General features: G+C 41.5%; 26 protein-coding genes and 2 tRNA genes. 19 read left to right on the forward strand and 9 right to left on the reverse strand.

Annotated elements, in window-relative coordinates; translation table 11 throughout:
* The first annotated feature begins 65 nt into the window (after positions 1-65).
* Positions 66-671: a spore coat protein gene (locus ACIQXR_RS06720; protein ID WP_402868498.1), complete on the forward strand. Its 606-nt coding sequence runs from the start codon at positions 66-68 to the stop codon at positions 669-671.
* 62 nt (positions 672-733) lie between these two features.
* Here the strand turns inward: ACIQXR_RS06720 and ACIQXR_RS06725 are convergent, their stop codons facing one another.
* The 3 genes from ACIQXR_RS06725 to ACIQXR_RS06735 form a co-directional block, all read right to left on the reverse strand.
* Positions 734-1,099 (reverse strand): carboxymuconolactone decarboxylase family protein, encoded by a 366-nt coding sequence (locus ACIQXR_RS06725; RefSeq protein ID WP_402867474.1) that lies wholly within the window; start codon positions 1,097-1,099, stop codon positions 734-736.
* Between the two features lie 85 nt (positions 1,100-1,184).
* Positions 1,185-1,979, reverse strand: coding sequence for a cytochrome c oxidase assembly protein (locus ACIQXR_RS06730; protein ID WP_403079767.1), 795 nt, complete (start codon positions 1,977-1,979; stop codon positions 1,185-1,187).
* Positions 1,976-2,491, reverse strand: a complete 516-nt coding sequence (locus ACIQXR_RS06735) for a DUF2243 domain-containing protein (protein WP_402867476.1) — start codon at positions 2,489-2,491, stop codon at positions 1,976-1,978. The genes ACIQXR_RS06730 and ACIQXR_RS06735 overlap by 4 nt, the downstream gene beginning before the upstream one ends.
* A gap of 352 nt (positions 2,492-2,843) precedes the next feature.
* On the opposite strand from ACIQXR_RS06735, the gene ACIQXR_RS06740 reads away from it, so the two are divergent.
* Positions 2,844-3,683 carry a manganese catalase gene (locus tag ACIQXR_RS06740; RefSeq protein ID WP_402867477.1) on the forward strand — a complete coding sequence of 280 codons (840 nt, stop codon included), beginning with the start codon at positions 2,844-2,846 and terminating at the stop codon, positions 3,681-3,683.
* Positions 3,684-3,860: 177 nt separating this feature from the next.
* Positions 3,861-4,775: an NAD(P)H-quinone oxidoreductase gene (locus tag ACIQXR_RS06745; RefSeq protein ID WP_402867478.1), complete on the forward strand. Its 915-nt coding sequence runs from the start codon at positions 3,861-3,863 to the stop codon at positions 4,773-4,775.
* Positions 4,776-4,827: 52 nt separating this feature from the next.
* Here the strand turns inward: ACIQXR_RS06745 and ACIQXR_RS06750 are convergent, their stop codons facing one another.
* Positions 4,828-5,493: a TetR/AcrR family transcriptional regulator gene (locus tag ACIQXR_RS06750; protein ID WP_402867479.1), complete on the reverse strand. Its 666-nt coding sequence runs from the start codon at positions 5,491-5,493 to the stop codon at positions 4,828-4,830.
* 224 nt (positions 5,494-5,717) lie between these two features.
* On the opposite strand from ACIQXR_RS06750, the gene ACIQXR_RS06755 reads away from it, so the two are divergent.
* Entirely contained in the window at positions 5,718-7,187 is a 1,470-nt protein-coding gene (locus ACIQXR_RS06755) for an aldehyde dehydrogenase family protein (RefSeq protein WP_402868500.1), read from the forward strand.
* A 210-nt stretch (positions 7,188-7,397) separates the two neighbouring features.
* The gene (locus tag ACIQXR_RS06760) at positions 7,398-8,162 is read left to right on the forward strand and encodes an arylamine N-acetyltransferase family protein (protein WP_402867480.1); all 765 of its coding nucleotides are present in this window, start codon (positions 7,398-7,400) and stop codon (positions 8,160-8,162) included.
* Between the two features lie 36 nt (positions 8,163-8,198).
* Here the strand turns inward: ACIQXR_RS06760 and ACIQXR_RS06765 are convergent, their stop codons facing one another.
* Complete coding sequence (locus ACIQXR_RS06765) at positions 8,199-8,681, reverse strand: tetratricopeptide repeat protein (protein WP_402867481.1); 483 nt, start codon at positions 8,679-8,681, stop codon at positions 8,199-8,201.
* Positions 8,682-8,874: 193 nt separating this feature from the next.
* Here ACIQXR_RS06765 and ACIQXR_RS06770 point away from each other — a divergent pair, with 193 nt between their 5' ends.
* The 6 genes from ACIQXR_RS06770 (at position 8,875) to ACIQXR_RS06795 (ending at position 13,450) form a co-directional block, all read left to right on the forward strand.
* Positions 8,875-9,108, forward strand: coding sequence for a hypothetical protein (locus ACIQXR_RS06770; RefSeq protein WP_402867482.1), 234 nt, complete (start codon positions 8,875-8,877; stop codon positions 9,106-9,108).
* Between the two features lie 373 nt (positions 9,109-9,481).
* Positions 9,482-10,279: a transporter substrate-binding domain-containing protein gene (locus tag ACIQXR_RS06775; RefSeq protein WP_402867483.1), complete on the forward strand. Its 798-nt coding sequence runs from the start codon at positions 9,482-9,484 to the stop codon at positions 10,277-10,279.
* Between the two features lie 67 nt (positions 10,280-10,346).
* Entirely contained in the window at positions 10,347-10,991 is a 645-nt protein-coding gene (locus ACIQXR_RS06780) for an amino acid ABC transporter permease (protein ID WP_402867484.1), read from the forward strand.
* Complete coding sequence (locus ACIQXR_RS06785; protein ID WP_402867485.1) at positions 10,988-11,722, forward strand: amino acid ABC transporter ATP-binding protein; 735 nt, start codon at positions 10,988-10,990, stop codon at positions 11,720-11,722. The genes ACIQXR_RS06780 and ACIQXR_RS06785 overlap by 4 nt, the downstream gene beginning before the upstream one ends.
* A gap of 300 nt (positions 11,723-12,022) precedes the next feature.
* The gene (locus ACIQXR_RS06790; RefSeq protein WP_402867486.1) at positions 12,023-12,910 is read left to right on the forward strand and encodes a YitT family protein; all 888 of its coding nucleotides are present in this window, start codon (positions 12,023-12,025) and stop codon (positions 12,908-12,910) included.
* A 168-nt stretch (positions 12,911-13,078) separates the two neighbouring features.
* Positions 13,079-13,450 (forward strand): hypothetical protein, encoded by a 372-nt coding sequence (locus tag ACIQXR_RS06795; RefSeq protein ID WP_402867487.1) that lies wholly within the window; start codon positions 13,079-13,081, stop codon positions 13,448-13,450.
* A 141-nt stretch (positions 13,451-13,591) separates the two neighbouring features.
* On the opposite strand, the gene ACIQXR_RS06800 is transcribed toward ACIQXR_RS06795, so the two are convergent.
* Together ACIQXR_RS06800 and ACIQXR_RS06805 are read right to left on the reverse strand one after the other, a co-directional pair.
* Positions 13,592-14,656 (reverse strand): ATP-binding protein, encoded by a 1,065-nt coding sequence (locus ACIQXR_RS06800; protein ID WP_402867488.1) that lies wholly within the window; start codon positions 14,654-14,656, stop codon positions 13,592-13,594.
* Positions 14,657-14,927: 271 nt separating this feature from the next.
* Entirely contained in the window at positions 14,928-16,388 is a 1,461-nt protein-coding gene (locus tag ACIQXR_RS06805; RefSeq protein WP_402867489.1) for an aldehyde dehydrogenase family protein, read from the reverse strand.
* Between the two features lie 118 nt (positions 16,389-16,506).
* Here ACIQXR_RS06805 and ACIQXR_RS06810 point away from each other — a divergent pair, with 118 nt between their 5' ends.
* The 4 genes from ACIQXR_RS06810 (at position 16,507) to ACIQXR_RS06825 (ending at position 19,928) form a co-directional block, all read left to right on the forward strand.
* Entirely contained in the window at positions 16,507-17,385 is an 879-nt protein-coding gene (locus tag ACIQXR_RS06810; RefSeq protein ID WP_402867490.1) for a LysR family transcriptional regulator, read from the forward strand.
* Positions 17,386-17,616: 231 nt separating this feature from the next.
* Positions 17,617-17,709 carry a putative holin-like toxin gene (locus ACIQXR_RS06815; protein ID WP_402867491.1) on the forward strand — a complete coding sequence of 31 codons (93 nt, stop codon included), beginning with the start codon at positions 17,617-17,619 and terminating at the stop codon, positions 17,707-17,709.
* 149 nt (positions 17,710-17,858) lie between these two features.
* Positions 17,859-18,431, forward strand: a complete 573-nt coding sequence (locus ACIQXR_RS06820; RefSeq protein WP_402867492.1) for a TetR/AcrR family transcriptional regulator — start codon at positions 17,859-17,861, stop codon at positions 18,429-18,431.
* 63 nt (positions 18,432-18,494) lie between these two features.
* Complete coding sequence (locus ACIQXR_RS06825; protein ID WP_402867493.1) at positions 18,495-19,928, forward strand: DHA2 family efflux MFS transporter permease subunit; 1,434 nt, start codon at positions 18,495-18,497, stop codon at positions 19,926-19,928.
* 65 nt (positions 19,929-19,993) lie between these two features.
* Here ACIQXR_RS06825 and ACIQXR_RS06830 read toward each other — a convergent pair whose 3' ends face one another.
* On the reverse strand, positions 19,994-21,205 hold the full coding sequence (locus tag ACIQXR_RS06830; protein WP_402867494.1) for an MFS transporter: 1,212 nt from the start codon (positions 21,203-21,205) through the stop codon (positions 19,994-19,996).
* Positions 21,206-21,217: 12 nt separating this feature from the next.
* Complete coding sequence (locus ACIQXR_RS06835) at positions 21,218-21,604, reverse strand: MarR family winged helix-turn-helix transcriptional regulator (protein ID WP_402867495.1); 387 nt, start codon at positions 21,602-21,604, stop codon at positions 21,218-21,220.
* A gap of 296 nt (positions 21,605-21,900) precedes the next feature.
* On the opposite strand from ACIQXR_RS06835, the gene ACIQXR_RS06840 reads away from it, so the two are divergent.
* The 4 genes from ACIQXR_RS06840 (at position 21,901) to ACIQXR_RS06855 (ending at position 23,997) form a co-directional block, all read left to right on the forward strand.
* Positions 21,901-22,929 carry an NADP-dependent oxidoreductase gene (locus ACIQXR_RS06840; protein WP_402867496.1) on the forward strand — a complete coding sequence of 343 codons (1,029 nt, stop codon included), beginning with the start codon at positions 21,901-21,903 and terminating at the stop codon, positions 22,927-22,929.
* 193 nt (positions 22,930-23,122) lie between these two features.
* A complete protein-coding gene (locus ACIQXR_RS06845; protein WP_402867497.1) occupies positions 23,123-23,503 on the forward strand; it encodes a YbjN domain-containing protein in 381 nt (126 codons plus the stop codon).
* A 177-nt stretch (positions 23,504-23,680) separates the two neighbouring features.
* A tRNA-Gly gene (locus ACIQXR_RS06850) sits at positions 23,681-23,754 on the forward strand.
* 169 nt (positions 23,755-23,923) lie between these two features.
* Positions 23,924-23,997: transfer RNA gene (locus ACIQXR_RS06855), tRNA-Gly, on the forward strand.
* Positions 23,998-24,011: the final 14 nt, after the last annotated feature.

The raw sequence follows: 24,011 nt of genomic DNA on the forward strand, positions 1-24,011 counted from the left end.
CATCATACAAGGAGGGGATGTAAGTGCAAAATCAAAATCAACAACAGGGTCAAACACATCAAAATATGCAAACAGGCGCGGTACCTCCGCAAATGAATCATGGTGGTCATGAACTATTTGATGCACACGAAGTGCTAGCGGGGACGATTAGTGTTTTGGATACCTATATGTTGCTCCGTCAACATGTACAGGACCCAGAATTATTGGATATCCTTGATCGTCAATATCAGTTCATCCAACAGGAATATAATACTTCCTTAGAGGCTTTCCAGACGGGGCAAAAACCTTCCGTCCCAACCCAAACCTACAATATGAATCAAGGCAATGATTTTATTTATGGCCTAAAACCATCGAAGCCGAAGAAACCTTACCAATCGGTGTCAGAGATTAATGATCAAGGAATTTCGGGCTTGATGCTAGGGGCTTTGAAATCCAGTGCAACGTTAAAAGCCATGTCCGCACTTGAGATGACAAATCCAGTACTGCGTCGGGTCATCGCTGATTCCGTTCCGAATTGCATAGAGATGGCCTATGAGATTTCGCTTTATCAAAACAAACATCATTATTACCAAGTACCACAGCTTCAACAGCAGGATATGCAACAAATGATAAACTCATTTGCTCCTGCAAGCGGGAATCCAACCAATACCAACAACAATATGACCCATTGATCGGACCATAATCATTAAAGAAGGCGAGCATGCAATATGCTCGCCTTTCCTTGTTTCGATTGTTATTGTTTGAGCTGGTTCAAATCATCAATGCACGTTTGGATGAGCGTGACTGCCTGGCTCATCGCTGCACCACCACCAAATGCAACGGTTACGCCTATTGTTTCAAGTATTTCCTGTTCCGAGCAACCTTGATCGAGGCAGCCTTTCGTATGATAGATTATGCAATATTCATCCTGGGAATATAAGCTTATCCCTAAAGCTATCAGTTGTTTCTGCTTCTTCGATAAGGTGCCTTCTTTAAAGCATTCTTCCGTTAAAGAATTGAACTTTGTTGCAAGTTCAGGCATCTTTTCCGTAAAAGAGCCAATTCCAGCTTTATATTCATGAAGAGCGGCTTCTGTCGTATTCTTCGTTTCATATTCCAAGTTCCATTCAGCTCCATCCCTAATATTCTTTTCCTAGAAATTAGTATGAGCCAAATAGGGATGATTAAACATAAAATCATAGGGATTAAAATTCCGTATTTAGCGGCGGACGGGGGCTGGCGGTTTTATACCATTGAAAGCAAAGCAAACCAATGAGTACGAGGTCGATGGCATCCCCGGCATAGTACATGAGGACGGCTCCGGATTCCGCCTGGTGAGACATGACCCCGATTGGAGGGTTTGCATAGATGTACTTGGATAGGATTCCATGACCGGCTAAAGCAAGGACGAAGATAATGCATCGGAATACGAAACTGAACCGGTGCGGGGCCGGATCGATATAAACCATGGAAGCCGTGAAAAGATAGCCGGCAAGGAATACATGGATATGCACCAACAGATAGAGAGAGGCATGTTGATGCATGGCCGCATACAATTCCGTCGTATAAAGCACCCAAAGCCCTCCGATATTCAAGGTGGACGCTGTGATGGGGTTACTCAAAATGCGTACTGGCCAGGTTTTCAACAGACGTGAAAGTCGCCTTGCGTGAGGTACTTTTAATGTGCGGAGCAGAAGAGTCATGGGTGCTGCAAGGACCATCAGCAGTGGAGCAAGCATGCCAAGGAGCAAATGGCTGACCATATGTGCGGTGAAACTCATATGACTCCGGTCTGCTATGGGTCCGATCACTGAAGCGGCAGCACAAGTCACTCCGAACACCCAAAAGAACATTCGGTAAAGTGGCCACTTTTTATGCTTCCGGTTGGAAAGGATCATCGCTGCTATATATAGGACTAAAATGATGGCGAGTAGAATCACCAGAGGGAGTCCGGTAGAAGGCCCACTAGTGATATGGTGGATATGTTCATCCTTCGTCATGATGATTTAGATTCTTTCGCTCTTATTATCGTGCTTCGTCTTGTTCGATAGATGAGGTAGACACCGACTACAATCAATGCCGCAGCAATTATATTCCAAATCATATCGTACGGGAGGATATCCACATCATAACGAATTTGATGCAGCCTCATCAGCTTATGTTGGATGGTTCCGTCATATAATTGGAAGCCACCAGCCCCTAGAAACACACCGCCTTGCCATCTTTTCAACCATAAGGCATTCCGTCTGCGAAGGTCAGCGAACATGAATAAAGAACCGATGGTCGCAAACCAGCTCAAAGCATGAAATAAACCATCAGAAACGAGTCCGATATTGGTCGTCGACTTATCATAAAAATGATGCCAATGCAGGAGTTGATGAAAAACCATTTCATCTATGAAGGCGACAAGGCCGATGCCGAATAAGATGCCCGACCAAAGATTGCGGGACGAATGGATATAGCGATTTTCCGACATGGATTTATTTTTATGGTGCCGTGGTCTAACGTCCATATATGTATCCTCCTTCAATGAATCGTAGGTATACTAAACCGTGAATCCTCTCAGTTTTTTTGAAACTATAAGTCCCCCTACAGTTAAGTATCTTCCATATATTGATAATATCCATTGTTTCTACTATACCACCCGAAGGACAAAATGAACCTCTTATTCAACCAGTATTCACAAATTTTTTTGTGAAGATTTTTGTGGTTTTGGGGCAGGAAATCCGGGTAATAAAATAAACGTGACAGTAATTAGTAACCTTCCATTCGGAAAAAGGAAGGGACGATGTCAACCTAACAGCAAAGAAAGATTCATAAAATAGCACGGATAAAAACTCTAGAAAACTAAAGGAGGAATCATTATGTTTCGTCATCAAAAAGAATTGCAATTTGAAGTGAAACCAGATCGTCCGGATCCTATGCTTGCCCGTCAAATCCAAGAGGTATTGGGTGGACAGTTCGGGGAAATGACAGTCATGATGCAATATTTATTCCAAGGCTTTAACTGTCGTGGAGAAGAAAAGTATAAGGACATGTTGATGGACATTGGTACGGAGGAAATTGGACACGTTGAAATGCTTTGTTCCTTGATTAGTCAATTGCTGGATGGAGCTTCACCCGAAGATCAAGCAGAAGCAGCCAAAGACCCGGTAACAGCAGCCATCATGGGCGGCATCAATCCACAGCATCTGCTTGTAAGCGGACTTGGGGGACTGCCAACGAACTCAAATGGTGTTCCTTGGAACGGTTCCTACATCGTAGCGAGTGGTAATTTATTAGCGGACATGCGTTCAAACCTGCATGCTGAGAGTCAAGGACGTTTGCAGGTAGCGCGTTTGTACCATATGACAAAAGATGAAGGTGTACGTGCGACCTTCCGTAAAATGCTTGCACGCGACCGTTATCACCAATATCAATGGATGGCGGCCATCGCAGAGTTAGAAGAGAAAAATGGTGTGGTCGTGCCGGCTTCCTTCCCACCTGAAGCCGAATTGGAATCACAGAAGGAAGCCTATGAATTCTGGAACCTTTCAGAAGGACAAGAATCAGCAGAAGGTCTATGGGCGACAGGAAGCGCTCCGGATGGAACAGGCGATTTTGTCTATGTAGCCGAGCCCGTTGCAAAAGGTCAAATCCCTAATCCAAAGGTTCCCGCTACTCAATTGCATCATGATCTGGATGGTAAGGCAGTATTGAAATAAGACCTTTTAATTATCAGGTTTTGTAACCTGTCCCTCGGGGGGCAGGTTTTTTCTGATTAGGAAGCAAGGGAATCATGCTTATTTTAACGCTTTCCTAGTTTTGACATTCAATGATTTGCCTGATGCTTTTATTTAGAGTAGCATATAGCTCACAAAAAGGACTGGGGGAGATTATAAATGAAAGCAGTGACAGTGAAGCAACCTGGAGGTGCGGATCAATTAGAATTTGAGGAATTCTCCATTCCACGTATAGGTCCTGGTGATTTGTTGATCAAGGTGCAGGCCTCTGCAATCAACAGAACGGATATCATAGCCAGGGAAGGAAAAGCAGGATACATGACCAATCCCATTTTAGGCATCGAAGTGGCCGGTGAAGTAGTGGAAGCAGTACCTGGAACCCGTATCGATTTAGGAACAAGGGTAATGGGACTTGTTAAAGGTGGGGGATATGCAGAATACGCCGTCATGCCCGCGGACCGGGCAATGTTGGTACCGGAAAACCTCACATTTGAAGAAGCTGCAGCCATTCCCGAAGTATTTCTGACAGCTTATCAAACTCTGTTCTGGTTAGGACAAATAAAAGATCAGGATACCGTGTTGATTCATGCCGGAGGAAGCGGAGTCGGTACGGCCGCTATCCAATTGGCTAAACAAATGACCCATGCAAAGATCATCACAACCGCCGGTTCGGAAGAAAAACTGGAGTTTTGCCAATCCCTTGGGGCGGATGTATGCATCAATTATAAAAAACAATCGTTCGACGAAGAAGTACTGAAGGCTACTGATAATAAAGGCGTGGATGTAATTCTTGATTTCGTCGGTGCTTCATACTGGGAGAAAAATCTTAGAAGTATAGCCACGGATGGACGCTGGGTGTTAATCGGCATCCTGGGCGGAACCGTGGTGAATCAAGTGAACCTGATGGATCTGCTGCTTAAGAGGGTCCATTTGAAGGGTACCTTATTGACTCCAAGAAGCGATGCGTATAAAAAAGAGCTGACGGAAGAATTCGTCCAAAAAGCGAAAGAGGCCCACCGACATATGGAACAGAATAAGAATACAGGGAAAATAGTCATGAAGGTACATGAATAGAAGCAAAGGGGCTGACCAGAAATTTTCTTGGTCAGCCCCTTTTTCATGATCATCAGAATGTCGATGCAAGCTTTTGAAGGATGCGTTCGATCACTTCATGGATCTGTTCATCCACTTCGCCGTCAATTGCCTCAGGTTTTAGCACTTGTACTTTCTTCGCTTGATAATGATCATAAAGGACATGCTTCAAGGAAAGTCCTTCTTTTAATAAAAAGGAGGAGTGCGTCATGACTTTCAGTGCAGCTTCATCCTGAATGATCAGGATTGTGGGATTCAGCTCATGGAAAATTCCAGCTGCCATTCCCTGTGAATAGAACGAGTGGACGGTAGCCAGCCGCTCTTTTCTCGCCTCCATCTTTCTTGAATAGAGTGCGGGACAGCCAATCTTTAAGTCATTCATGAATATGTCAGAGGCATAAAGCGCCGATAAGACCGTTTGCTCATACACCTTTTGAAGCCGGATCTGATACGATAATGACTCATCGGCAATCATCTGATCGGCTTCATGGATGTAGGAAAGGTAGTATTCGATCACTTCTAAAAGGATTTCTTCTTTTGAGGAAAAGTAATTATATAAAGAAGCCCGGCTCATATTCATCAATTTGGCCATATCTGAAATGGTCAGGGATAGGAACCCTTTCGTACGTACCACGTTCATGATTCTTTTCACATAGGATTTTCTCAATAATTGTTTTTCTTCAGGTGCGATTTTTCGCAAAAACGACACCCCCTTCAATACGAAAATTATATCATACTCCCATTTTCCATGCCTTGAGGCGGATAAGTTTACAAAATGACGTAAGAGGTTTAAAGTATGAATATAAACACTTTAGACACAATCTATCCATTTAGTCTAAAATAATGGGCGGTTGCTTAAGCACATGAACAATCCCCTCGAAGTGAATGACACAATAGATACATGTAAAGGAGAAAACATAAATGATGAATATAGATTTTACTCGTATGTATATAGCTGGAGAATGGCAAACAGGGAATAGTGACAAGTCGATGACGAACGTCAATCCTTTTACAGGTGAAGAACTTTTCACCATCCAGGCCGCTACAAAAGAAGATCTGAACAGGGCCTATGAAGCAGCAAGCCTTGCACAGGAAAAGTGGGCTAACGAACTTCCGCAAGTTAAACGGGCAGTGTTGGAAAAAGCCATCCTTGTCATGCAGGATAATAAGGACCTGATCACCGAGTGGATCATTAAAGAATCAGGAAGTACCTTCATGAAGGCTCAGTCTGAATTCCAAGCTTCCCTCAACATCTTGAAAGAGGCTACCACTTATCCATATCGCATGGAGGGGAAAATCCTTCCTTCACAAGTACCAGGAAAAGAAAATCGTGTGTACCGAAATCCATTAGGCGTAATCGGCATCATTAGCCCATGGAATTTCCCTTTCCATCTGGCGATTCGATCTATAGCCCCGGCACTAGCTACCGGAAATGCGGTCGTCATCAAACCTGCTACAGATACACCGGTCACTGGCGGTTTGATCTTTGCCAGCATTTTTGAAGCGGCAGGCCTTCCAAAAGGCTTGTTGAATGTCATTGTCGGGCGCGGATCTGAAATCGGTGATGATATCGTTACCCATCCGACCCCACGCCTGATTTCCTTTACGGGCTCCACGGAAGTGGGCAGGCATATTGGAGAGCTTGCAGGTCGGGGACTTAAGAAAACAGCATTGGAATTGGGCGGAAATAATGCCTTCATCGTGCTTGATGACGCAAATATCGAGCAAGCCGTCGATTCCGCATTATTCGGGAAATTCTATCACCAAGGACAAATCTGTATGGCAATCAATCGGATTTTTGTCCATAAAGACATTTATGACGAATTTGCTGAACGATTCACCCAACTTGCAGGAAAACTTAAATACGGAAATCCTGCGAATGAGGATACCAATGTAGGACCGCTCATCAACCGAGATCAGGTCGATCGTATCTTAAAAGATATAGAAGGAAGCGTTGAGCAAGGAGCCAAGATTCGCTTGGGCGGACAAGCAAATGGCAATGTTCTTCAGCCGACCGTGATCACTGGAGTGACAAATACGATGCCACTTGCTGAGAACGAAATCTTTGGACCGGTTGCCATCTTGATACCTTTTGAAAATGATGAAGACGTAATCCAAATGGTCAATGCGTATCCATACGGCCTAAGCGGATCCGTTCATTCTTCAAATCTTGAACGTGGCACACAAGTCGCTCATAAAATCCACACGGGCATGATTCATGTTAATGATCAATCCGTTAACGATGAGCCACACATGCCTTTCGGAGGAGAAAAAGACTCAGGTCTTGGCCGCTTCAATGGAGAATGGGTACTTGAAGAATTCACGACGTTAAAATGGCTGTCCGTTCAACATAACAGCCGTAATTATGGTCCATTCATCAATAGATTAAAATGAATGGGATAAACCGAAAACATCCAAAGAGAACGTTCTTTGGATGTTTTTTGCGCGTATACATTTTTAGAATGATTAAAGGAATGAATTTTCCAGCGTTTATAAAAAGTGTGGATATTCATATTTAATATTTTTCGATTTCACGGGGGATATGATAAGGTACAAGACATATACCACATATCTTATCAAAACATTGAATAAGGAGAGTCGAACATGGGACAAATCAATGAATTGTTTCGAAAAAGAATTGGAATCTCGGAAAGTGAAAAAGTAACGTTTGGAAATATTCCCAATATACTTGAGAAAACGGCCAACACGATTCCCTTTGAAAACTCATCGGTCCTTGCCAAACAATCAAGTGATATCTCCGAAGAAAACATTATGGAGAAAGTCTTGATGAGGAATGAGGGGGGCGTTTGCTATGAACTGAATGCGGCCCTCTATTTTTTCTTCCTCGAAAATGGATTGGAGGTCTCCTTGGTTCGCGGAGTGATATACAACCAAGGATGGTCGATAACCGGAAGAACACATGTAGCCATACTATTAATGCATGAAGGGGAACCCTATTTAGTGGATACGGGTTTTGGAGGCAACTTACCATTAAGGCCAGTACCGTTAAACGGGGAAACCGTTCATTCTAACAATGGGGAATTCCGGGTGAAACGGATGGATACCGATCATGGCAATCATATCCTGGAACTGAAGCTGAAGCATAAAGATCCTGAATGGAGAATAGGATATGCCTTTGATACGGCACATCCTGTAGAACATATGAGGGAATTGAATGAGGTACAAACCATCATCAGGCAACATCCGAATTCACCTTTTAACAAAAGCCGACTGATCACACGACTTACCGACAATGGGAGTATCACGTTGACGGAAACCTCCTTTACCCGATGGGCAGACGGGAAAGTAGAAAAAGAGGAAGTCGATGAGAAACGTTTTAAAGAGATACTGAACCAATACTTCGGATAATGATGCAAATGGTGATAGGCTAACATGACCTGCGTATCACCATGTCTGATTTAATTTGTCACTATAAAAAACGATGGCTTCTTTATACTGTAATATGGATTCGTCAGATGTCGTTTCGACTAAAGTGTTTAGAAGGACTGCCATCGCTTTTTCATATTGCTTTAAATTATATAAGGTCATGGAATAAAAAACTTTTATTTGCTCAGAGTCTGGGAATAATAATAGCGCCTCTTCAAAAAGGTTCTGTGCCTCTACATATCTTCCTATTGATCGATAAGTACTTCCCAATCCTAAATAGGCTCCTTCTAAGTCTTTAGGAGGGAGTCCTAATTGAATGGCTTTTTCGTAATGAGGGACTGCCTCAGTTTCCAATCCCAAATTATCGTAGCACCAAGCCATTTGATACTGAAATATGGCATGGTCAGGTTCTTTATTTATTAATGTTTTCATTACGTTTTTAGCATCTTCAAATCTTCTCGCTTTTCGATATGTGAAAACTTTCATCAGTAAATCATTCATAGTAAAAATCCTCCTGCCTCAGGTTGATTTGGTATAAATTGAAATATGATCATTTATATCAAACTCCATAAAAACCCGCAAGAGAAAAAGAGACCAGGAATAAACGTTTTTATTTTTATATTCACCATATAAGCAGGACTATCATGTATCTCTGTCGAATAAAGTACGTTAGGTGAAAAGAGGATGATGAAAAATGAGTAAAGAGAAATATAAGTTTTATTATGTAAATGGAGTAACGGAAGAGTTAGAGGCAAATGAGCCATTAACTGATCATGCGAGCATCATTAACCTTCAGTTAATTCAGAATGCGACGTGGCTTCAAGTCGGCGGCAAACATATAAATTTGGCAAATGTCATTAGTATTGAGTTTGTTGGGGAACAAGATAGACTGAAACAAGACCCAATCCAGTATAGACCCAATAAATAAAGCGCAAATGTTTTTATTATGGAGTGAAAACTTTACGAAAAAGAATAATCCAGGGATGGTCATTTATGATCGTCCTTTTTCTTATGGGGATGAATTTCTGGAAGAAGGGACAAGGCATATAGGTATCTACCCGTCTAGTAGGGGTATCGTACTATTCACAGGTACGAGTGTACTCCTCCCTAGTAAATAAAAACTTTTCATAAGAAATCTAGCCCATCATCGAAAAGATTCTACTGAACCAGTAATGGATGATCCAGCGGATGTTTTATATTTATCCAGACTACAAATATAACATTTTTTTATATTTATGTTATATTATAGGATATAAGTAGTTAGTGAGAAAATACCTAAAAAGGTATATCGGAGGGATTTTATGAAGAAGCTTGGTTTACTTAGTTTGTTTTTCATTCTTACTCTTGTAATCTCAGCATGTGGAACCAATGACACAACAGCTGTAAAAGAGAAAGGGAATGGTACCGGAACAGAAGAGAAAAATGAAAAGGTTTACAAAGTGGGTGTGGATACAACCTACCCACCATTTGAATTTAAAGATGGAAATGATTATAAGGGTATTGATATTGATTTAATCCAGGCGATAGCGAAAGACCAAGGCTTTACGATTGAACTTTCCCCAATGGATTTTGGTGGAATCATCCCGGCACTGCAAGCGAATCAGCTTGACGTGGCCATTGCAGGAATGAGCATCACCGATGAAAGAAAAAAGGTAGTGGATTTCTCGGAGCCATATTTCGATGCCGGATTGACGGTGGTCGTCAATAAGGATAATACGGCCGTTAAATCTGTTGATGACCTTAAAGGAAAAACCGTGGCCGTGAAAAAAGGAACGACGGGTGCCAAATATGCACAAGATAATTCTAAGAAACTAGGAATTAAAGTCGTTCAATTCAATGACAGCCCAGCTATGTTTCAGGAAGTGTCGAACGGAAATGCAGAAGCGCTTATCGAAGATTACCCGGTTATCTCCTATGCAATCACTCAGAAGGACCTAGGCCTACAAATCGTGGGAGATCGTTTGAATGGTGATCAGTATGGCATTGCCGTATTGAAAGGGAAGAATCAGGAGTTGCTGGAACAAATCAATAAAGGGCTTGCCAACCTTAAAGAAGACGGAACATACGATGAGATTTTAAAAACATATCTTGGTGAATAAAGGATGCTTAAGGCGCGCTTAAAGCGCGCCTAAAGCGCGCCTTCTTTTTTGAAAGGAGATGAAAAGAATGGATATCATTGTTTCGGCGTTACCCTATTTATTACAAGGACTGCAAGTGACGCTATATATATTTGTGATTGCCATCATATTAGGTTTTTTAATCGGTTTAGTCGTGGCCATGCTGCGCCTGGCCCCACTCAAGATATTGAATTGGATAGCGAAGATCTATGTAGACGCGATTCGGGGAACTCCTTTTATCGTTCAATTGTTTTTCATCTACTTCGGGATAAACTCCCTGCAATGGATCTCCCTGAACAATACAACGGCTGGGATCATCACCGTTGCAATCAATGCAGGGGCATACTTTGCCGAGATAATAAGAGCGGGCATACAATCCATTGATAAAGGACAAACGGAAGCGGCGAGATCCATCGGATTCACCAGTCCACAAACGATGCGCTACATCGTTCTTCCGCAAGCTTTCAGGAGAATGCTCCCTACTATCACGAACCAATCGATCATTAGTTTAAAAGACACCTCGCTTCTATCGATCATAGGCATTGCGGATTTGACCCAGCAAGGGCAGATTCAGGCGTCGGCGACATTTGAAGCGTTCAAGATTTGGCTGACTGTCGGTGTAGTCTACTTTATCATCATTTACCTGTTAACCTTGCTTGCTAATTTCATAGAGAGGAGGGTCCAATTAAGATGAGCATGATCACGGTGAAAAATTTGAAGAAATCCTTCGGTCAGGTGGAAGTCCTGAAAGATATCAATGCAGTTGTGCAGGAAAAAGAAGTGATTTGCGTTATTGGTCCTTCGGGTTCTGGAAAGAGTACATTCCTTCGTTGCCTTAACCTCCTTGAGGATGTTACGGGTGGGGAGGTAGTGATTAACGGGCATGAGATAACGAATAAAAAAACGAAAATCAATATAAATAAAGTGAGACAAGAGGTAGGGATGGTTTTTCAGCATTTCAATCTATTCCCGCATAAAACCGTTTTGGAGAACATTACATTGGGGCCCATTAAAATAAAGGATATCGAGAAAGGAAAGGCGGAAGAATTCGCATATGGATTACTGGATAAGGTAGGGCTTAGAGAGAAAGCGAAAAGTTATCCCGGAGAGCTATCAGGCGGACAAAAACAACGGGTGGCCATTGCGAGGGCACTAGCCATGAATCCAAAAATCATGCTTTTTGATGAACCGACTTCCGCACTTGACCCTGAAATGGTGGGGGATGTTCTAGAAGTCATGAAACAGCTGGCCAAAGAGGGGATGACCATGGTTGTGGTCACCCATGAAATGGGCTTTGCCCGGGAAGTCGGGGACCGTGTTCTATTCATGGACGGTGGGTATATAGTCGAAGAAAACGAACCAAATGAATTATTTGGAAATCCTCGGCATGAGCGCACCCAATCCTTCCTAAGCAAGGTGCTTTAATAGAAAGGGCTTCGTTTAGGGGGCTGATGTCGATGTGTAGCGAAAACGATGCGTTTTAAGGAAGGCAACTTACCCTCAAGGGAAGTTGCCGTTTTTGCGATGGAGAACTTTTTTATGAAGCCTTTTGCATCAACAGATAACCTCTTCTCTACCATGACAAATTCCGAGTTTTTTTGCCTTATTATTTTTGATTTTTATTGATTTACGCTATACTTTATAACAGAACAATAAAAAATGTTATCGTTAAAAGCCACTTGCACCATGGGCTGGAGACTGAAAAATAAGTAGGAACGAAGCGAAATGAAACGGGGAAATCAAATGCATAGTAGAAAGAAAAGAAGTAATAAACTGAAGGTCGTTTCCAAAGTAATCCTTATCATAATCGGTGCGCTTATTGCAGCATACGGATTGGAAGCCGTATTGATCCCGAATAACGTATCGGATGGAGGCGTAACAGGGTTAAGCATCGTTGGTTCCCAATTGTTTGGATTACCGTTAGGCGTTCTGATTGGAATCATTAACATTCCTTTTGTTTGGTTAGGGTATAAGCAAATCGGTAAGAGTTTTGCTTTTTATTCCGTTATCGGCATTGCCTCGTTGGCAGTCGGTACGGTCCTGATGCATCATGTCCCTACAATCATTGAGGGTGATACATTGCTCGTTACCGTTGTCGGAGGGATCATCATCGGTTTTGGTATGGGTCTAGCATTGCGTAATGGTGGGGCATTGGATGGAATCGATATGTTGGCCGTATTGCTTTCTAGAAAATTACCTTTCGGAACAAGTGACCTTATCCTATTCTTGAACACGTTCGTGTTTATTGTCGTTTCCACAGTATTCGGACTACAAGGGGCTATTCTATCGGCAATCGCATACTTTATTGCATCTAAAGTCATTCATATCGTGGAAGAGGGTTTAAGTGGTTCAAAAACTTTCAAAATCATTACGAAACAACCAGAATTAATGGTAGAGACGATTCGCGATCGCTTAGGTCGTGGTGCTACTTATAATGATGCTTATGGCGGTTATTCAAATGAGCTATTCAAGGAAATCACTTGTGTCATTAACCGTTTGGAAGAAAGTAAAATGAAAGAAATCATTTATGAAATCGATAAGAATGCCTTTGTGACCGTATATGACGTAGCTGAAGTCAAAGGCGGCAGTTTCAGGAAGCAAGATATTCATTAAAAGTATCTATACAAGGCAACAAGAAGATGACCTCCGTGCTTTATACGGAGTGTCATCTTTTTTTCTTTCTTATGAATCATGAAGGATTAAGTATATTGCTAGTATTAAAATAATATCTTAGAACATACACTCTTATTAGGATGGAAAGGAAAGAAGGGAAGGGGAAATATGAATTTCGAGATGCAAATGGCGAGAATGCTGGCTGAAAATATAGATGGTTTTGTGAAGTTTGTCCAAGAACAGTACCAAGACGAACGTAATTGCTTTACATTGAATCGGGATAAACTGTATCAGGTGAAGCTTCTAATAGAAGAGTATAAGTTTCAAATATTAGCGGATGAGCTCCAAAGAATAAATCGATTCACTTGGGATGAAACGTACACATATTTATTGGTTGATAGATTTAGGGAAGGAATGGCCATCATCGATGAATATGTTGAAAATAACTATCAAGATTTATTCATCTTAACCGCTAGAATCTATACCTTGACTAACTTCAGCCTATCCATAGGCAGGAAGGAATCATTCAAGGAAAGTTGAAAAGGGCCCTGATAGGCCCTTATGTTATTTATATGATTTCATCTTCCTTTTTGGATTTAATTTTTCCTAATTTCTTTCGTTATGCTAGCCTCTTGAGCTTAATGGAGTCCATATTCATCCTCTGCAGCCTTCGATTTTACCTTATTTAGGTTTAAGGACTTTAGGTAAAGTGATGTTCACTTCCGTTCCTTTCCCTACCTCACTTTTAAAATCAATGATTCCCTGGTGTAGCTCGATAATGCGTCTATCAATCATCAGGCCTAATCCTGTTCCTTTTTCCTTCGTCGTATAAAAAGGTTCAAATAGCCTTTTTAACCTTTCTTTCGTCATGCCTGAGCCCTTATCCGTTATTTGGATTAAATAGTGCTGTTGGTTGATGTCTTTCAATGATACTTCTATGTCCCCACTATTTTCGTTGGTTGCTTCCAAAGCGTTTTGGATAAGATTCTTCAAAACCTTTGCGATGAGGCTTTGATCACATTCTGCTGTAATCATCGTTTGGTTATGAAAGTTGAGCTTAATGCCCTTTATAGCAACCTGACTTTCCAGACTTTTTATAACAGAAGCGATGATAGAGTTAATGGAGCATTCACTAATATTCATAGTTTTATCAGGTTGTGCTATAAACATGAATTTATTGACAATGTCGTCGATTCTATCTAATTCGTTCCTCATGATATCCAGATAATCTTGGATGGAATCATCCTTCACATGTTCTTTAATGACTTGGGTGAACCCGAATAGTGAAGTTAATGGATTTCTGATTTCATGAGCGATTCCCGCTGCCAACTCACTGACTACTGATAGTTTCTCTAATTCTTGTATTTTTGTTTCACTTCTTTTCTGATCTGATATATCGATGGCTGTCCCGATGACCTCCATGACTTGTCCATCCCTCATCATTGGATTTAACGAGGCAACATATTGTACGTCATCGATTTGCCCTTCATATGTAACGCTTTCCCCATTCCACGCCCTTTCATAGTATGTTAGCTTCTCTAAGGCTTGTTTCTGGGGTAAGAAGTCCTCTAAGGTATGACCCACAACCGTGGCAGAAGGGGTTATCGCATCTGTAATGAACGAACCTTCAACGAAAGTATGAACGAAGCGGTTATCTTTTTTTCTGAATTTAAATATAAACCCATTCCTTGGGATGAGTTCGCGGTAGTCAAGCGTATCGAAATTATGTAAGTCTTTATTTTTCATGTTTTTTCATCCTTAAAGGTGTTTTGTAATAAATTCCACATAATTCATAGCAATCCTTCATTAGGGAGAATTTTAATCTAATTGTAACAAACAAGGAAAATAATAGTGAGTAAGGGTGAAACCCTTAAGAGGGATGTGGTGACTTACAATCCGAAAAAATAAAGAGAATTCTTCAGAGTCAGGGTGAGCAGTTGACTGATAGTAAAGTCCCTTTAAACAAAATCCCCTGACAATGTAAAATTGTCAAGGGATTTTATGGTAGAGATTTTAATTAAAAGGGAAATTCACGATAATTTGTTTGAAGGGAAATCCATTTCGTCACAGTGAATTCTTCGACAATCCATGGGTTACCGAACCTTCCTAAGCCACTCATTTTGTTTCCGCCAAATGGTACATTCGTGCCATCATTAACCGTTTGGTCATTGATGTGTGTCATGCCACTGTCGATTTGAAGACCTAACCGTTCCGCTTTCTCCAAATCCGAAGAGAAGATGGCAGAGCTTAGTCCATACTTTGTGTCATTGGCAATCTCGATGGCGTCTTCATCTGTTTCTGCTTCAATGATGGAAACGACAGGAGAGAACAATTCCGTTTGGGCAATGGCATCTGAATTTTTAACATCTCGGAAAATGGTTGGAGTCAATACATTGCCAACGCGTTCTCCTTCTAATGCTACATTCACGCCGGCTGCTTTAGCATCTGCGATGACTTGTTGAACCTTTTCTAATTGGCGTTCGTTCACAAGTGGTCCAATCACGGTTTTAGGATCTAATTGATCACCATATGGAAGAGCTTTTGCCCGCTCTACGAATTTAGTGATGAATTCTTCGTAAAGGTCTTTGTGGACAATCAGGCGGTTGATGGCCATGCAAATTTGCCCTTGGTGAATGTATTTTCCAAAGATCGCAGCATCAACAGCACGATCCACATCCGCATCGGACAAGACGACGAATGGGTTGTTCCCACCAAGTTCTAGTGCAACTCGTTTCAGGTTTTGTCCAGCGATGGCCCCGATATGTTTTCCGACAGGAGTAGAACCTGTAAAACTGATTAGTCTAGGAATCGGATTTGTCAGCATACCGTCACCGATTTCCTCTAAATCCGTAAGAATCATATTGAAGATTCCTTTTGGTAGTCCAGCATATTCGAAGGCTGCGGCAATGAAGATTCCGCCTGCAAATGCAACTTGAACATCGGGTTTATGAACGATTGCGTTTCCTAATGCAATCGCTGGAGCAATGGTTCTCATTGATAAATTCATAGGGAAGTTAAATGGTGAAATAGAAGAAATAACTCCCAAAGGCAAACGATGTATATGATTGACCTTTCCATCGATGGCTGATGGCACTTCATGCATTTGATGAATTTCATCGACCATATTGACCGAAGCTTCTACTATTTCTGCAGTCAATTGAAACTCTACAGTCGCTTTGATAAGTGATCCACCCGTTTCGCGAGCGATCATCTCGATGATTTCTTCACGATTTTCCTGTAGGTATTCCCCGACTTTCATCATAACCTGGCGACGTGTGTCTGCAGAAGCTTTTGCCCAGTCTTTTTGAGCTTGTTTCGCTATTTCAAAAGTATCTTCCAGTTGCTTTGCTGTAGCCAAGCTAACGTTCGAGATTACTGAATTGTCATATGGGTTTAAGATATCATATCTACGTGAACTTAATCCTTCTACCCATTCTCCATTAATGAAGCTTTTGTTTAAATCTTTGATAGTTTTCATTCCATCCACCCCTTTTTTATTGAAACGTAATGAGTTTATCATGGTTTGCAACTAATTAAAAATACCTATATTATTACTTTTATATATGTTTGTCATATATAAAAATTCGAGGTGAAATATGGATATTAGACAGTTACGCTATTTTCTTGCCCTTTCGGAGGAGGGGCAAGTTTCTCGTGCGGCCAAAAGATTGAATATGTCTCAGCCACCGTTAAGCCAGCAACTTAATCTTATGGAAGAAGAACTGGGCGTGACGTTGCTTGATCGGAAAAGAAATGGAAAAAGGATGGAGTTAACCGAGGCTGGAAGAGCGCTATATGAGAAGTCTAAGGTGCTGTTGGAATTATTCGATGACTCCATGCTCGAAGTGAAGGAGACAGGTGAGGGGATACAAGGTACTTTAGCCATTGGGGCAGTACTTGCTTATATGTCTTACTTACCAAGCAAAGTCAAACAATTTAACGATAAATATCCTTCTGTTACTTTTAAATTATTTGCAGGAGATCCCTATGAGATCAACAATTATATGGAGAATCAGGATATCGAGCTCGCAATTGTTTATTTACCTGTGGATAGTAATCAAGTTTTCATCAAGAATATAGGGGAGGTACCGAACGTTTTTGTTGTTCCTGAAGAATGGGAGGACTTTCATTTTAAGGATAAAATTTCGTTGAACGATTTGGAAAATACGCCTTTGCTATTAGTACATAGGGAAAAAGGGTTGGGGATCTATGAAGAGATTATTGAGGAGTTTAAGAAAAATGAATTGAAGCCCAATATTCTGTGCGAGTGCCATGATGTAAATGTACTGCTTTCTTTGGTTTCAGCGGGTATCGGCGCAAGCATCGTCCCGAAATCTGCCGTCTCACCACACGGTATAAAAGGCGTAAGGATGCTTGAAATTATCGATTCGGCGATTCAATCGAAAATCGCATTGATCTGGCGGAAAGACCGCTACCTTTCTAAGACGGCTAAACACTTCATTGATTTGTTTTAATTATAGAGTAAAAGGCATTCACCCGATCGTTACTTGCAATACCCGCAAATTTAATCTTCGAAGTATCTTCAATAGGGCATATTCCCTGGCATCGATTTGATTGAAGGACTTATTAAGTGAATGGTTAGGATCCTTACGAAAGCAGACTCCAAATGGGTTTGCTTTTTTTCTTTATTTTGTATAGGACAATCTTATATCCGTAAATGCTGAAAGAAAGGAGGCGATGAAGGAATGGGCACTTTTGAAGTTCTGTCTCTCATGCTTGGTTTTGGGATGTTTGTCATTGCGATTCTTGATTTTAAAAATCATGATAAGAATTCTTGAATGGGTGGCTATAGATCATGGGCCCTGTGTGATAGGCTTGGCCATGGATTCTTTATATAACGGCACCTCACTCTGGATTGACAAAGCACAGGGCTACCCTTATTGTACTAGTAGACCGGTTGTTATAATTTTCAAGGAGTGATTCAGTATTGTCTGAAAAACCAACTTCCAAAGACATCCTTATTGAAGCGGCTTCTCGTCTTTTCAGAATCCGGGGTTATTATGGTGTAGGGCTAAAGGAAATCATTGAGGAAAGCAGTATTCCCAAGGGTTCACTTTATCATTATTTTCCAAAGGGGAAAGAAGAACTGGCTATTGAAGCGATTAACCATGCTAAGGATCTTGTCTTACGGGAGATAAAACATGTATTCGACAGCAATGATGATCCTGTTAAAGCACTTCAAGATCATGTTTATGAATTATCGAAGTTATTCGGTGAGAATGGGGATCTCGTTGGCTTGCCGATAGGTACGATAGCGGGCGAGACATATTCCACGAGTGAGCCAATAAGATTGGCCTGTCAAGATGCGTTTACACAGTGGCAATCCATTTATGTGAATGAGTTTCTGGATGCGGGATATAGTAGAGAGCGGTCGAAGGAGCTAAGTTTTGCCATTAACGCTTTGATCGAAGGGGGCATCCTGTTATCGTTAACAGCGAAAAGCGCAGAACCCCTACAAGCAATTTCCAAGCTTATTCCGTCATTATTCATGAACAAGTAAGAGATACAGAAAAACTATGATTAGCTAGGTCTATTCAGTTAGTAATTGGAGGGAATTATTTTTATGTCAGATGCAACACAGCAACAAAATTCGACACCCGTCATTAGAACGACCCCTATTTTGATCGCTTTCCTAATAGCGGGATTCATCGGATTATTTAGTGAAACAGCTTTAAACATGGCATTGGGTGATTTAATTGAACAATTCAGTGTCAGCCCTTCCACGATCCAGTGGTTAACGACAGGCTACCTGTTGACGCTTGGAATATTAGTTCCGGTTTCAGGGCTTTTGATCCAGTGGTTCAGTACTCGTCAACTATTCTTTGCTTCATTGGTGTTCTCCATCATTGGAACGCTCATCGCCGCATTAGCGCCAGGTTTTGGTCTTTTGCTAGTAGCCCGTGTAATTCAGGCAATTGGAACAGCACTGTTATTGCCTCTTATGTTCAATACGATATTATTGATATTCCCAGTTCATAAACGGGGAGCAACGATGGGTCTAATGGGGCTCGTCATCATGTTCGCACCAGCGATCGGACCAACAGTTTCTGGCTTGATTCTTGAACACCTTACTTGGCATTGGATTTTCTGGATTTCGTTGCCTTTCCTTGTGGCCGCATTATTATTTGGCTTGATATATATGCAAAATGTCTCTCCAATCACTAAACCAAAAATTGACGTGCCATCGATTATTTTATCGACGATTGGTTTTGGCGGAATCGTATATGGCTTCAGTATGGCCGGGGACAAAGGATGGGGTAGTGCCATCGTCTTGATTACACTCATTGTCGGATTGATCGGCCTTCTCTTATTCTCCTTAAGACAATTGAAAATGGAAAAGCCGATGATCGATTTAAGCGTGATGAGATACCCTATGTTCACGTTAGGGCTCATTACCGTTTTCCTTGCTTTCATGGTCATCCTGTCTTCCATGATTCTTTTACCGATGTACTTGCAAACGGGTATGGCATTGGCTGCATTCACAGCTGGACTTGTACTTTTACCTGGTGGTGTCCTGAACGGGATCATGTCGCCAATAACGGGACGTATCTTTGATAAGTATGGTCCTAGAGGGTTGGTCACTCCAGGATTCATCATCATGATTGTCGTGTTATGGTTCTTATCGAACGTCACGACAGAAACGACGATCACCATGATCATCATCCTGCATTCTTTATTGATGGTAGGGGTTTCCCTTGTCATGATGCCAGCACAGACGAATGGTCTTAATCAACTTCCGAAAGAACTGTACCCTGATGGAACGGCTCTAATGAATACATTACAGCAAGTGTCGGGTGCAATTGGTACGACAGTGGCGATCACCATCATGTCTGCTTCCCAAAAATCTTATATGATGAAATTGGAAAATCCATTAGACCCAGCTGCCATAGGAGCTTCATTGACAGCAGGTGTTCAAGATGCTTTCATTTTCGGTCTGCTTCTTGCGGTCGCCGGACTGGTTGTTTCCCTCTTCATTAAAAACGCACGTGAAAAGTAAATAAAAAAAATTAGCCAGAGAGAGAGTGATTCTCCTCTGGCTAATTTTTTTTATATCGGTAGTAATCAAGCTAGCTTGGATTTCTTAAGTTCTTCCATGGCGGCATGTTCTTTTTTACCATGTAAGAAGTAGTATAGGACGGTAGTGACAAGGACGGTAATACCCAGGATGACGTACAATGTACTGTATCCCGTTTTTGGAATGATGTATCCAAGAAGGTAAGGCCCAAATCCGAGCCCTGCATCAAGTGCAATGAAGAACGTTGATGTGGCTAACCCCATCCGGTGAGGCGGTGTCAGTTTGACTGCAATGGCCTGTGTGCTTGATTGCATGTTCCCAAATCCGAGTCCAATCAAGATACCGGACAATAGTAATGTAAAGCTATTTGTTGCTGTACTTAGGAGTAACATTCCCCCGGCAAAAATGATGAATGTCGGATACATAATGTAGTTTGCACCTTTGGAGTCCATCAATCGGCCTGTGAAAGGACGCGATACCAATACGGCAACAGCGTAGACAAGGAAGAAGAAGCTGGCTGTGCTGACCAGGTCGATTTCAATCGCATAGAAGTTAATATAAGAAAGGACGCTGGAATAACAGAATGCCACTAACAAAGTGATGATTGCAATTGGGACGGCATTCGGTTCAATAAAGCTAGAAAGCTTAAAGCCTTTCACCTCAGCTGTTTTAGTTGAGATCTCTAATTTCGGTACATATATGAAAAGAGCCGTCAGTACCCCGATGATGCCCAAGGCTACACAGAAAATCAATATCACTTGGAAGCTTGTATGCTGACTTAAAGATAGCCCGATGAAAGGTCCGATTGCTGTGGCTAATGTTGCACTCATGCTGAAATAGCCGATTCCCTCCGCTTTACGCGTAATCGGTATGATTTGGGCGACGATCGTTCCAGATGCAGTTCCGGCCATCCCCATTGTAAAACCATGAATTAAGCGGTTGGCGAGGAGGAAAGGAACCCCGAAATCCACAAAGTATAAAAGGGTAGCCAAGGTGAAGAAGACTAATCCGATCAATAATGTATTCTTCCGGCCAATGGCGTTGATGAAGCGACCGATCAAAAGCCGTCCAATCAATGAACCGATGATGAAAATTCCGGTAATGAGTCCTGCCTGGCTCGTGGTGGCACCATATTCTTCTACGGCATAGACCCCGATCGTGACCATTAATAAATAAAAGATTAACGTAATGAAAAAGTTGACGGAAGAAACGATGATAAAATCTTTCGTCCATAATTTTGGTTTAGCAGCTTGTTGCAATTTTTTGTCTCCTCACTTTATAAGTTTATTTCTTATGCTTTCCATGACGCGTATAGCTTCTTGCTGCTCAGCCTCCGAAACGCCTATCAGGATGTCCTGTTCGAATCGGTCAATCGTTACACGCACTTCCAGATAAACGGTTCTCCCCAGCTCAGTAAGATGCATGATTTTTTCACGCTTATCCTTACCAGGAATCTGTTCAACGTACCCGAGTTCTTCTAATCGGTTAATCGTCCTTGTGACGGTCGGTTTTTCCACACCTTGATAATTGGATAACTCTACAAGCGTCGAAGGTCCGTCATTAAATAGGCGATATAAGATCGTCCATTGGGCCCTATATAGATGGTGTTTACCAAGCTGTATATTGAGGTTGTTTTCAAAGGGTCTATATAACAACATTAGTTGATGGAAGAATTTACGATATGTCTCGATTTTTATTGCCTCCTCACCGATAATAGTTACCCTTGGTAACTATAGTAGTGTACCAGATATGGTAATGGTCTGTATAGTGCTATTTTTCTTGTTTTGTGGATTGGGAAATTCATTTGATGCAAAATAAGAAAGTTTAGGATTTACAAATAGGGCTACATATAGAATAGTATTGGAAAAAGTAAGCAGAAACTTTGACCGTTAATCTGCATCAATGCTACGCTAACTTTTCTATAGTATGTAATAAAAATCAAGGAGGAACATGCATGACACAATCAACGCAACAAACGATCACACTGGCAAACCGTCCAAAAGGGATGCCTTCCAAAGAAGATTTCAAATTTGTGGAGAGTGAAGTTCCCTCACCGAAAGAAAATCAGATTTTAGTACGGACGCTTTATTTATCCGTTGATCCTTATATGCGTGGAAGAATGCAAGATACTAAATCCTATATTGCCCCATTTGAGTTGAATAAAGTCATTACTGGTGGCGTCGTGGCTGAAGTGGTGGAATCCAAATCGTCCAGCTTCAAGCAAGGCGATGTCGTTGTGGGAAATATCGACTGGGCGGAATATACGGTCGTGAATGAAAAGCAAGTCAGGGTGATTGATCCTAAAGTGGCACCAATCACGACTCATTTAGGCATACTGGGCATGACGGGATTGACTGCATACTTTGGGTTACTGGATATCGGTAAACCGCAAGAAGGCGAAACGGTCGTCGTTTCCGGAGCGGCTGGAGCCGTCGGTTCTGTCGTTGGACAGATCGCAAAAATCAAAGGTGCCAAGGTAGTGGGGATTGCCGGTTCGGATGAGAAAATAGAGTATTTAACAAAAGAACTGGGCTTTGACGGAGCTGTTAATTATAAGAAGGAAAGTTTTGAAACGGATTTGAAGAATGCAGTCCCTGATGGAGTCGATGTGTATTACGATAATGTTGGCGGCCAAGTAACGGATGCCGTTTTCAAACTGTTAAATATGAATGCGCGTATCCCATTATGTGGTGCAATCTCTTCTTATAACGCAGAAGGTAAAGATTTTGGGCCACGCCTGCAATCGGCCATGATCAAAACAAGCGCACTTATGAAAGGCTTCACGGTCGGGAATTATGCAGATCGTTTCCAAGAAGGAGCTTCAGATTTGGGGCAGTGGCTGCAACAAGGTAAACTGAAGTACGAAGAAACTATTGTGGAAGGGTTCGAAAACACCCCTGAGGCATTCTTGGACTTATTTAAAGGAAAGAACCTAGGGAAGCAGCTTGTCAAAGTTGCCGATCCGGAATACGCAGTTCTTTAAGTTTTTATACTGGGCATAGTGGAGGGAGACCTTTACTATGCTTTTTTTATGGTCCATGAAAGGGAACGCGTTAACTATTTTATAGGGAATGCACGAAATATGTGTAAAAATGCCATATTTCGTTATAAAATGTATATACAGACAGAAAGGGTGATGGATGATGTCAAATGTTGCGAAATTTCGAGATTTTTTAATGCGCGAAAAAATCCATATGAATGAGTTCAAAGAGGAACATATCACCTTTTTCAGAGTGGAACAGAAGTTGAAGGATGGATGGAAGGTCCTGTTAGTCTTTTCATTTAATCAAGATGAAAAAGTGGCGGATTTATTTTGTTTTAATGTAACGGAGCTAAAGAATCCCGATAAGAAGGCAGCCGTGCATACGTTATTGAATGAATATAATGCTCAATTCCGATTTTCAAAGTTATATGAGGAAAATGGGACGATTTCGATTCGCTATTCGTATTCCCTTGATGGTGAATTTTTACCGGACTTGGCATTCCGAAAGCTGATCATGTTGCTTGAAACAGCGGAACAAGTTTATCCAAGGCTTATGGAAGTGATCTGGTCATAATGTTTGGAAGAATCCTTTTGCCGGGAACTTTTTAACATCTTTATTGGGTAGAAACATATACTAATTCTATCTCCAGGAATTATTATTATTTTTTTTGAAAAGACTATTGCACTTTTGTGAAATTAGCTATATAATTATTTTTGTTGTTAGTAATTCGACAAAATTCTACAAGGATATGCGGGTGTAGTTTAGTGGTAAAACCTCAGCCTTCCAAGCTGATGATGAGGGTTCGATTCCCTTCACCCGCTCCAACTATACATACTCATAACGCAGGGTTTCGTTACCTGGAGAACGAAGCTTTGCGTTTTTTATTTCAAACAACAAGAGGGTATGAAAAAATTTCATTTAACGGTTGCATATTTTTCTATTAAGCTATATAATTATTTTATTAGTTGATTCGACAAAATTCTACAAGGATATGCGGGTGTAGTTTAGTGGTAAAACCTCAGCCTTCCAAGCTGATGATGAGGGTTCGATTCCCTTCACCCGCTCCAATCATACATACTCA

The sequence above is a fragment of the Peribacillus sp. NPDC097224 genome (assembly GCF_044761985.1).
GTDB lineage: Bacteria > Bacillota > Bacilli > Bacillales > DSM-1321 > Peribacillus.

Bases quoted from the DNA above. Each gene is read 5' to 3' on its own strand.
- ACIQXR_RS06740 (WP_402867477.1), top strand. From the start codon at position 2,844: ATGTTTCGTCATCAAAAAGAATTGCAATTTGAAGTGAAACCAGATCGT.
- ACIQXR_RS06770 (WP_402867482.1), top strand. From the start codon at position 8,875: ATGAGTAAAGAGAAATATAAGTTTTATTATGTAAATGGAGTAACGGAA.
- ACIQXR_RS06780 (WP_402867484.1), top strand. From the start codon at position 10,347: ATGGATATCATTGTTTCGGCGTTACCCTATTTATTACAAGGACTGCAA.
- ACIQXR_RS06835 (WP_402867495.1), bottom strand. From the start codon at position 21,604: ATGTTGTTATATAGACCCTTTGAAAACAACCTCAATATACAGCTTGGT.
- ACIQXR_RS06800 (WP_402867488.1), bottom strand. From the start codon at position 14,656: ATGAAAAATAAAGACTTACATAATTTCGATACGCTTGACTACCGCGAA.
- ACIQXR_RS06755 (WP_402868500.1), top strand. From the start codon at position 5,718: ATGAATATAGATTTTACTCGTATGTATATAGCTGGAGAATGGCAAACA.
- ACIQXR_RS06735 (WP_402867476.1), bottom strand. From the start codon at position 2,491: ATGGACGTTAGACCACGGCACCATAAAAATAAATCCATGTCGGAAAAT.
- ACIQXR_RS06765 (WP_402867481.1), bottom strand. From the start codon at position 8,681: ATGAATGATTTACTGATGAAAGTTTTCACATATCGAAAAGCGAGAAGA.
- ACIQXR_RS06745 (WP_402867478.1), top strand. From the start codon at position 3,861: ATGAAAGCAGTGACAGTGAAGCAACCTGGAGGTGCGGATCAATTAGAA.
- ACIQXR_RS06775 (WP_402867483.1), top strand. From the start codon at position 9,482: ATGAAGAAGCTTGGTTTACTTAGTTTGTTTTTCATTCTTACTCTTGTA.
- ACIQXR_RS06805 (WP_402867489.1), bottom strand. From the start codon at position 16,388: ATGAAAACTATCAAAGATTTAAACAAAAGCTTCATTAATGGAGAATGG.
- ACIQXR_RS06790 (WP_402867486.1), top strand. From the start codon at position 12,023: ATGAAACGGGGAAATCAAATGCATAGTAGAAAGAAAAGAAGTAATAAA.
- ACIQXR_RS06730 (WP_403079767.1), bottom strand. From the start codon at position 1,979: ATGACGAAGGATGAACATATCCACCATATCACTAGTGGGCCTTCTACC.
- ACIQXR_RS06825 (WP_402867493.1), top strand. From the start codon at position 18,495: ATGTCAGATGCAACACAGCAACAAAATTCGACACCCGTCATTAGAACG.
- ACIQXR_RS06795 (WP_402867487.1), top strand. From the start codon at position 13,079: ATGAATTTCGAGATGCAAATGGCGAGAATGCTGGCTGAAAATATAGAT.
- ACIQXR_RS06840 (WP_402867496.1), top strand. From the start codon at position 21,901: ATGACACAATCAACGCAACAAACGATCACACTGGCAAACCGTCCAAAA.
- ACIQXR_RS06785 (WP_402867485.1), top strand. From the start codon at position 10,988: ATGAGCATGATCACGGTGAAAAATTTGAAGAAATCCTTCGGTCAGGTG.
- ACIQXR_RS06760 (WP_402867480.1), top strand. From the start codon at position 7,398: ATGGGACAAATCAATGAATTGTTTCGAAAAAGAATTGGAATCTCGGAA.
- ACIQXR_RS06845 (WP_402867497.1), top strand. From the start codon at position 23,123: ATGCGCGAAAAAATCCATATGAATGAGTTCAAAGAGGAACATATCACC.
- ACIQXR_RS06815 (WP_402867491.1), top strand. From the start codon at position 17,617: ATGGGCACTTTTGAAGTTCTGTCTCTCATGCTTGGTTTTGGGATGTTT.
- ACIQXR_RS06720 (WP_402868498.1), top strand. From the start codon at position 66: ATGCAAACAGGCGCGGTACCTCCGCAAATGAATCATGGTGGTCATGAA.
- ACIQXR_RS06810 (WP_402867490.1), top strand. From the start codon at position 16,507: ATGGATATTAGACAGTTACGCTATTTTCTTGCCCTTTCGGAGGAGGGG.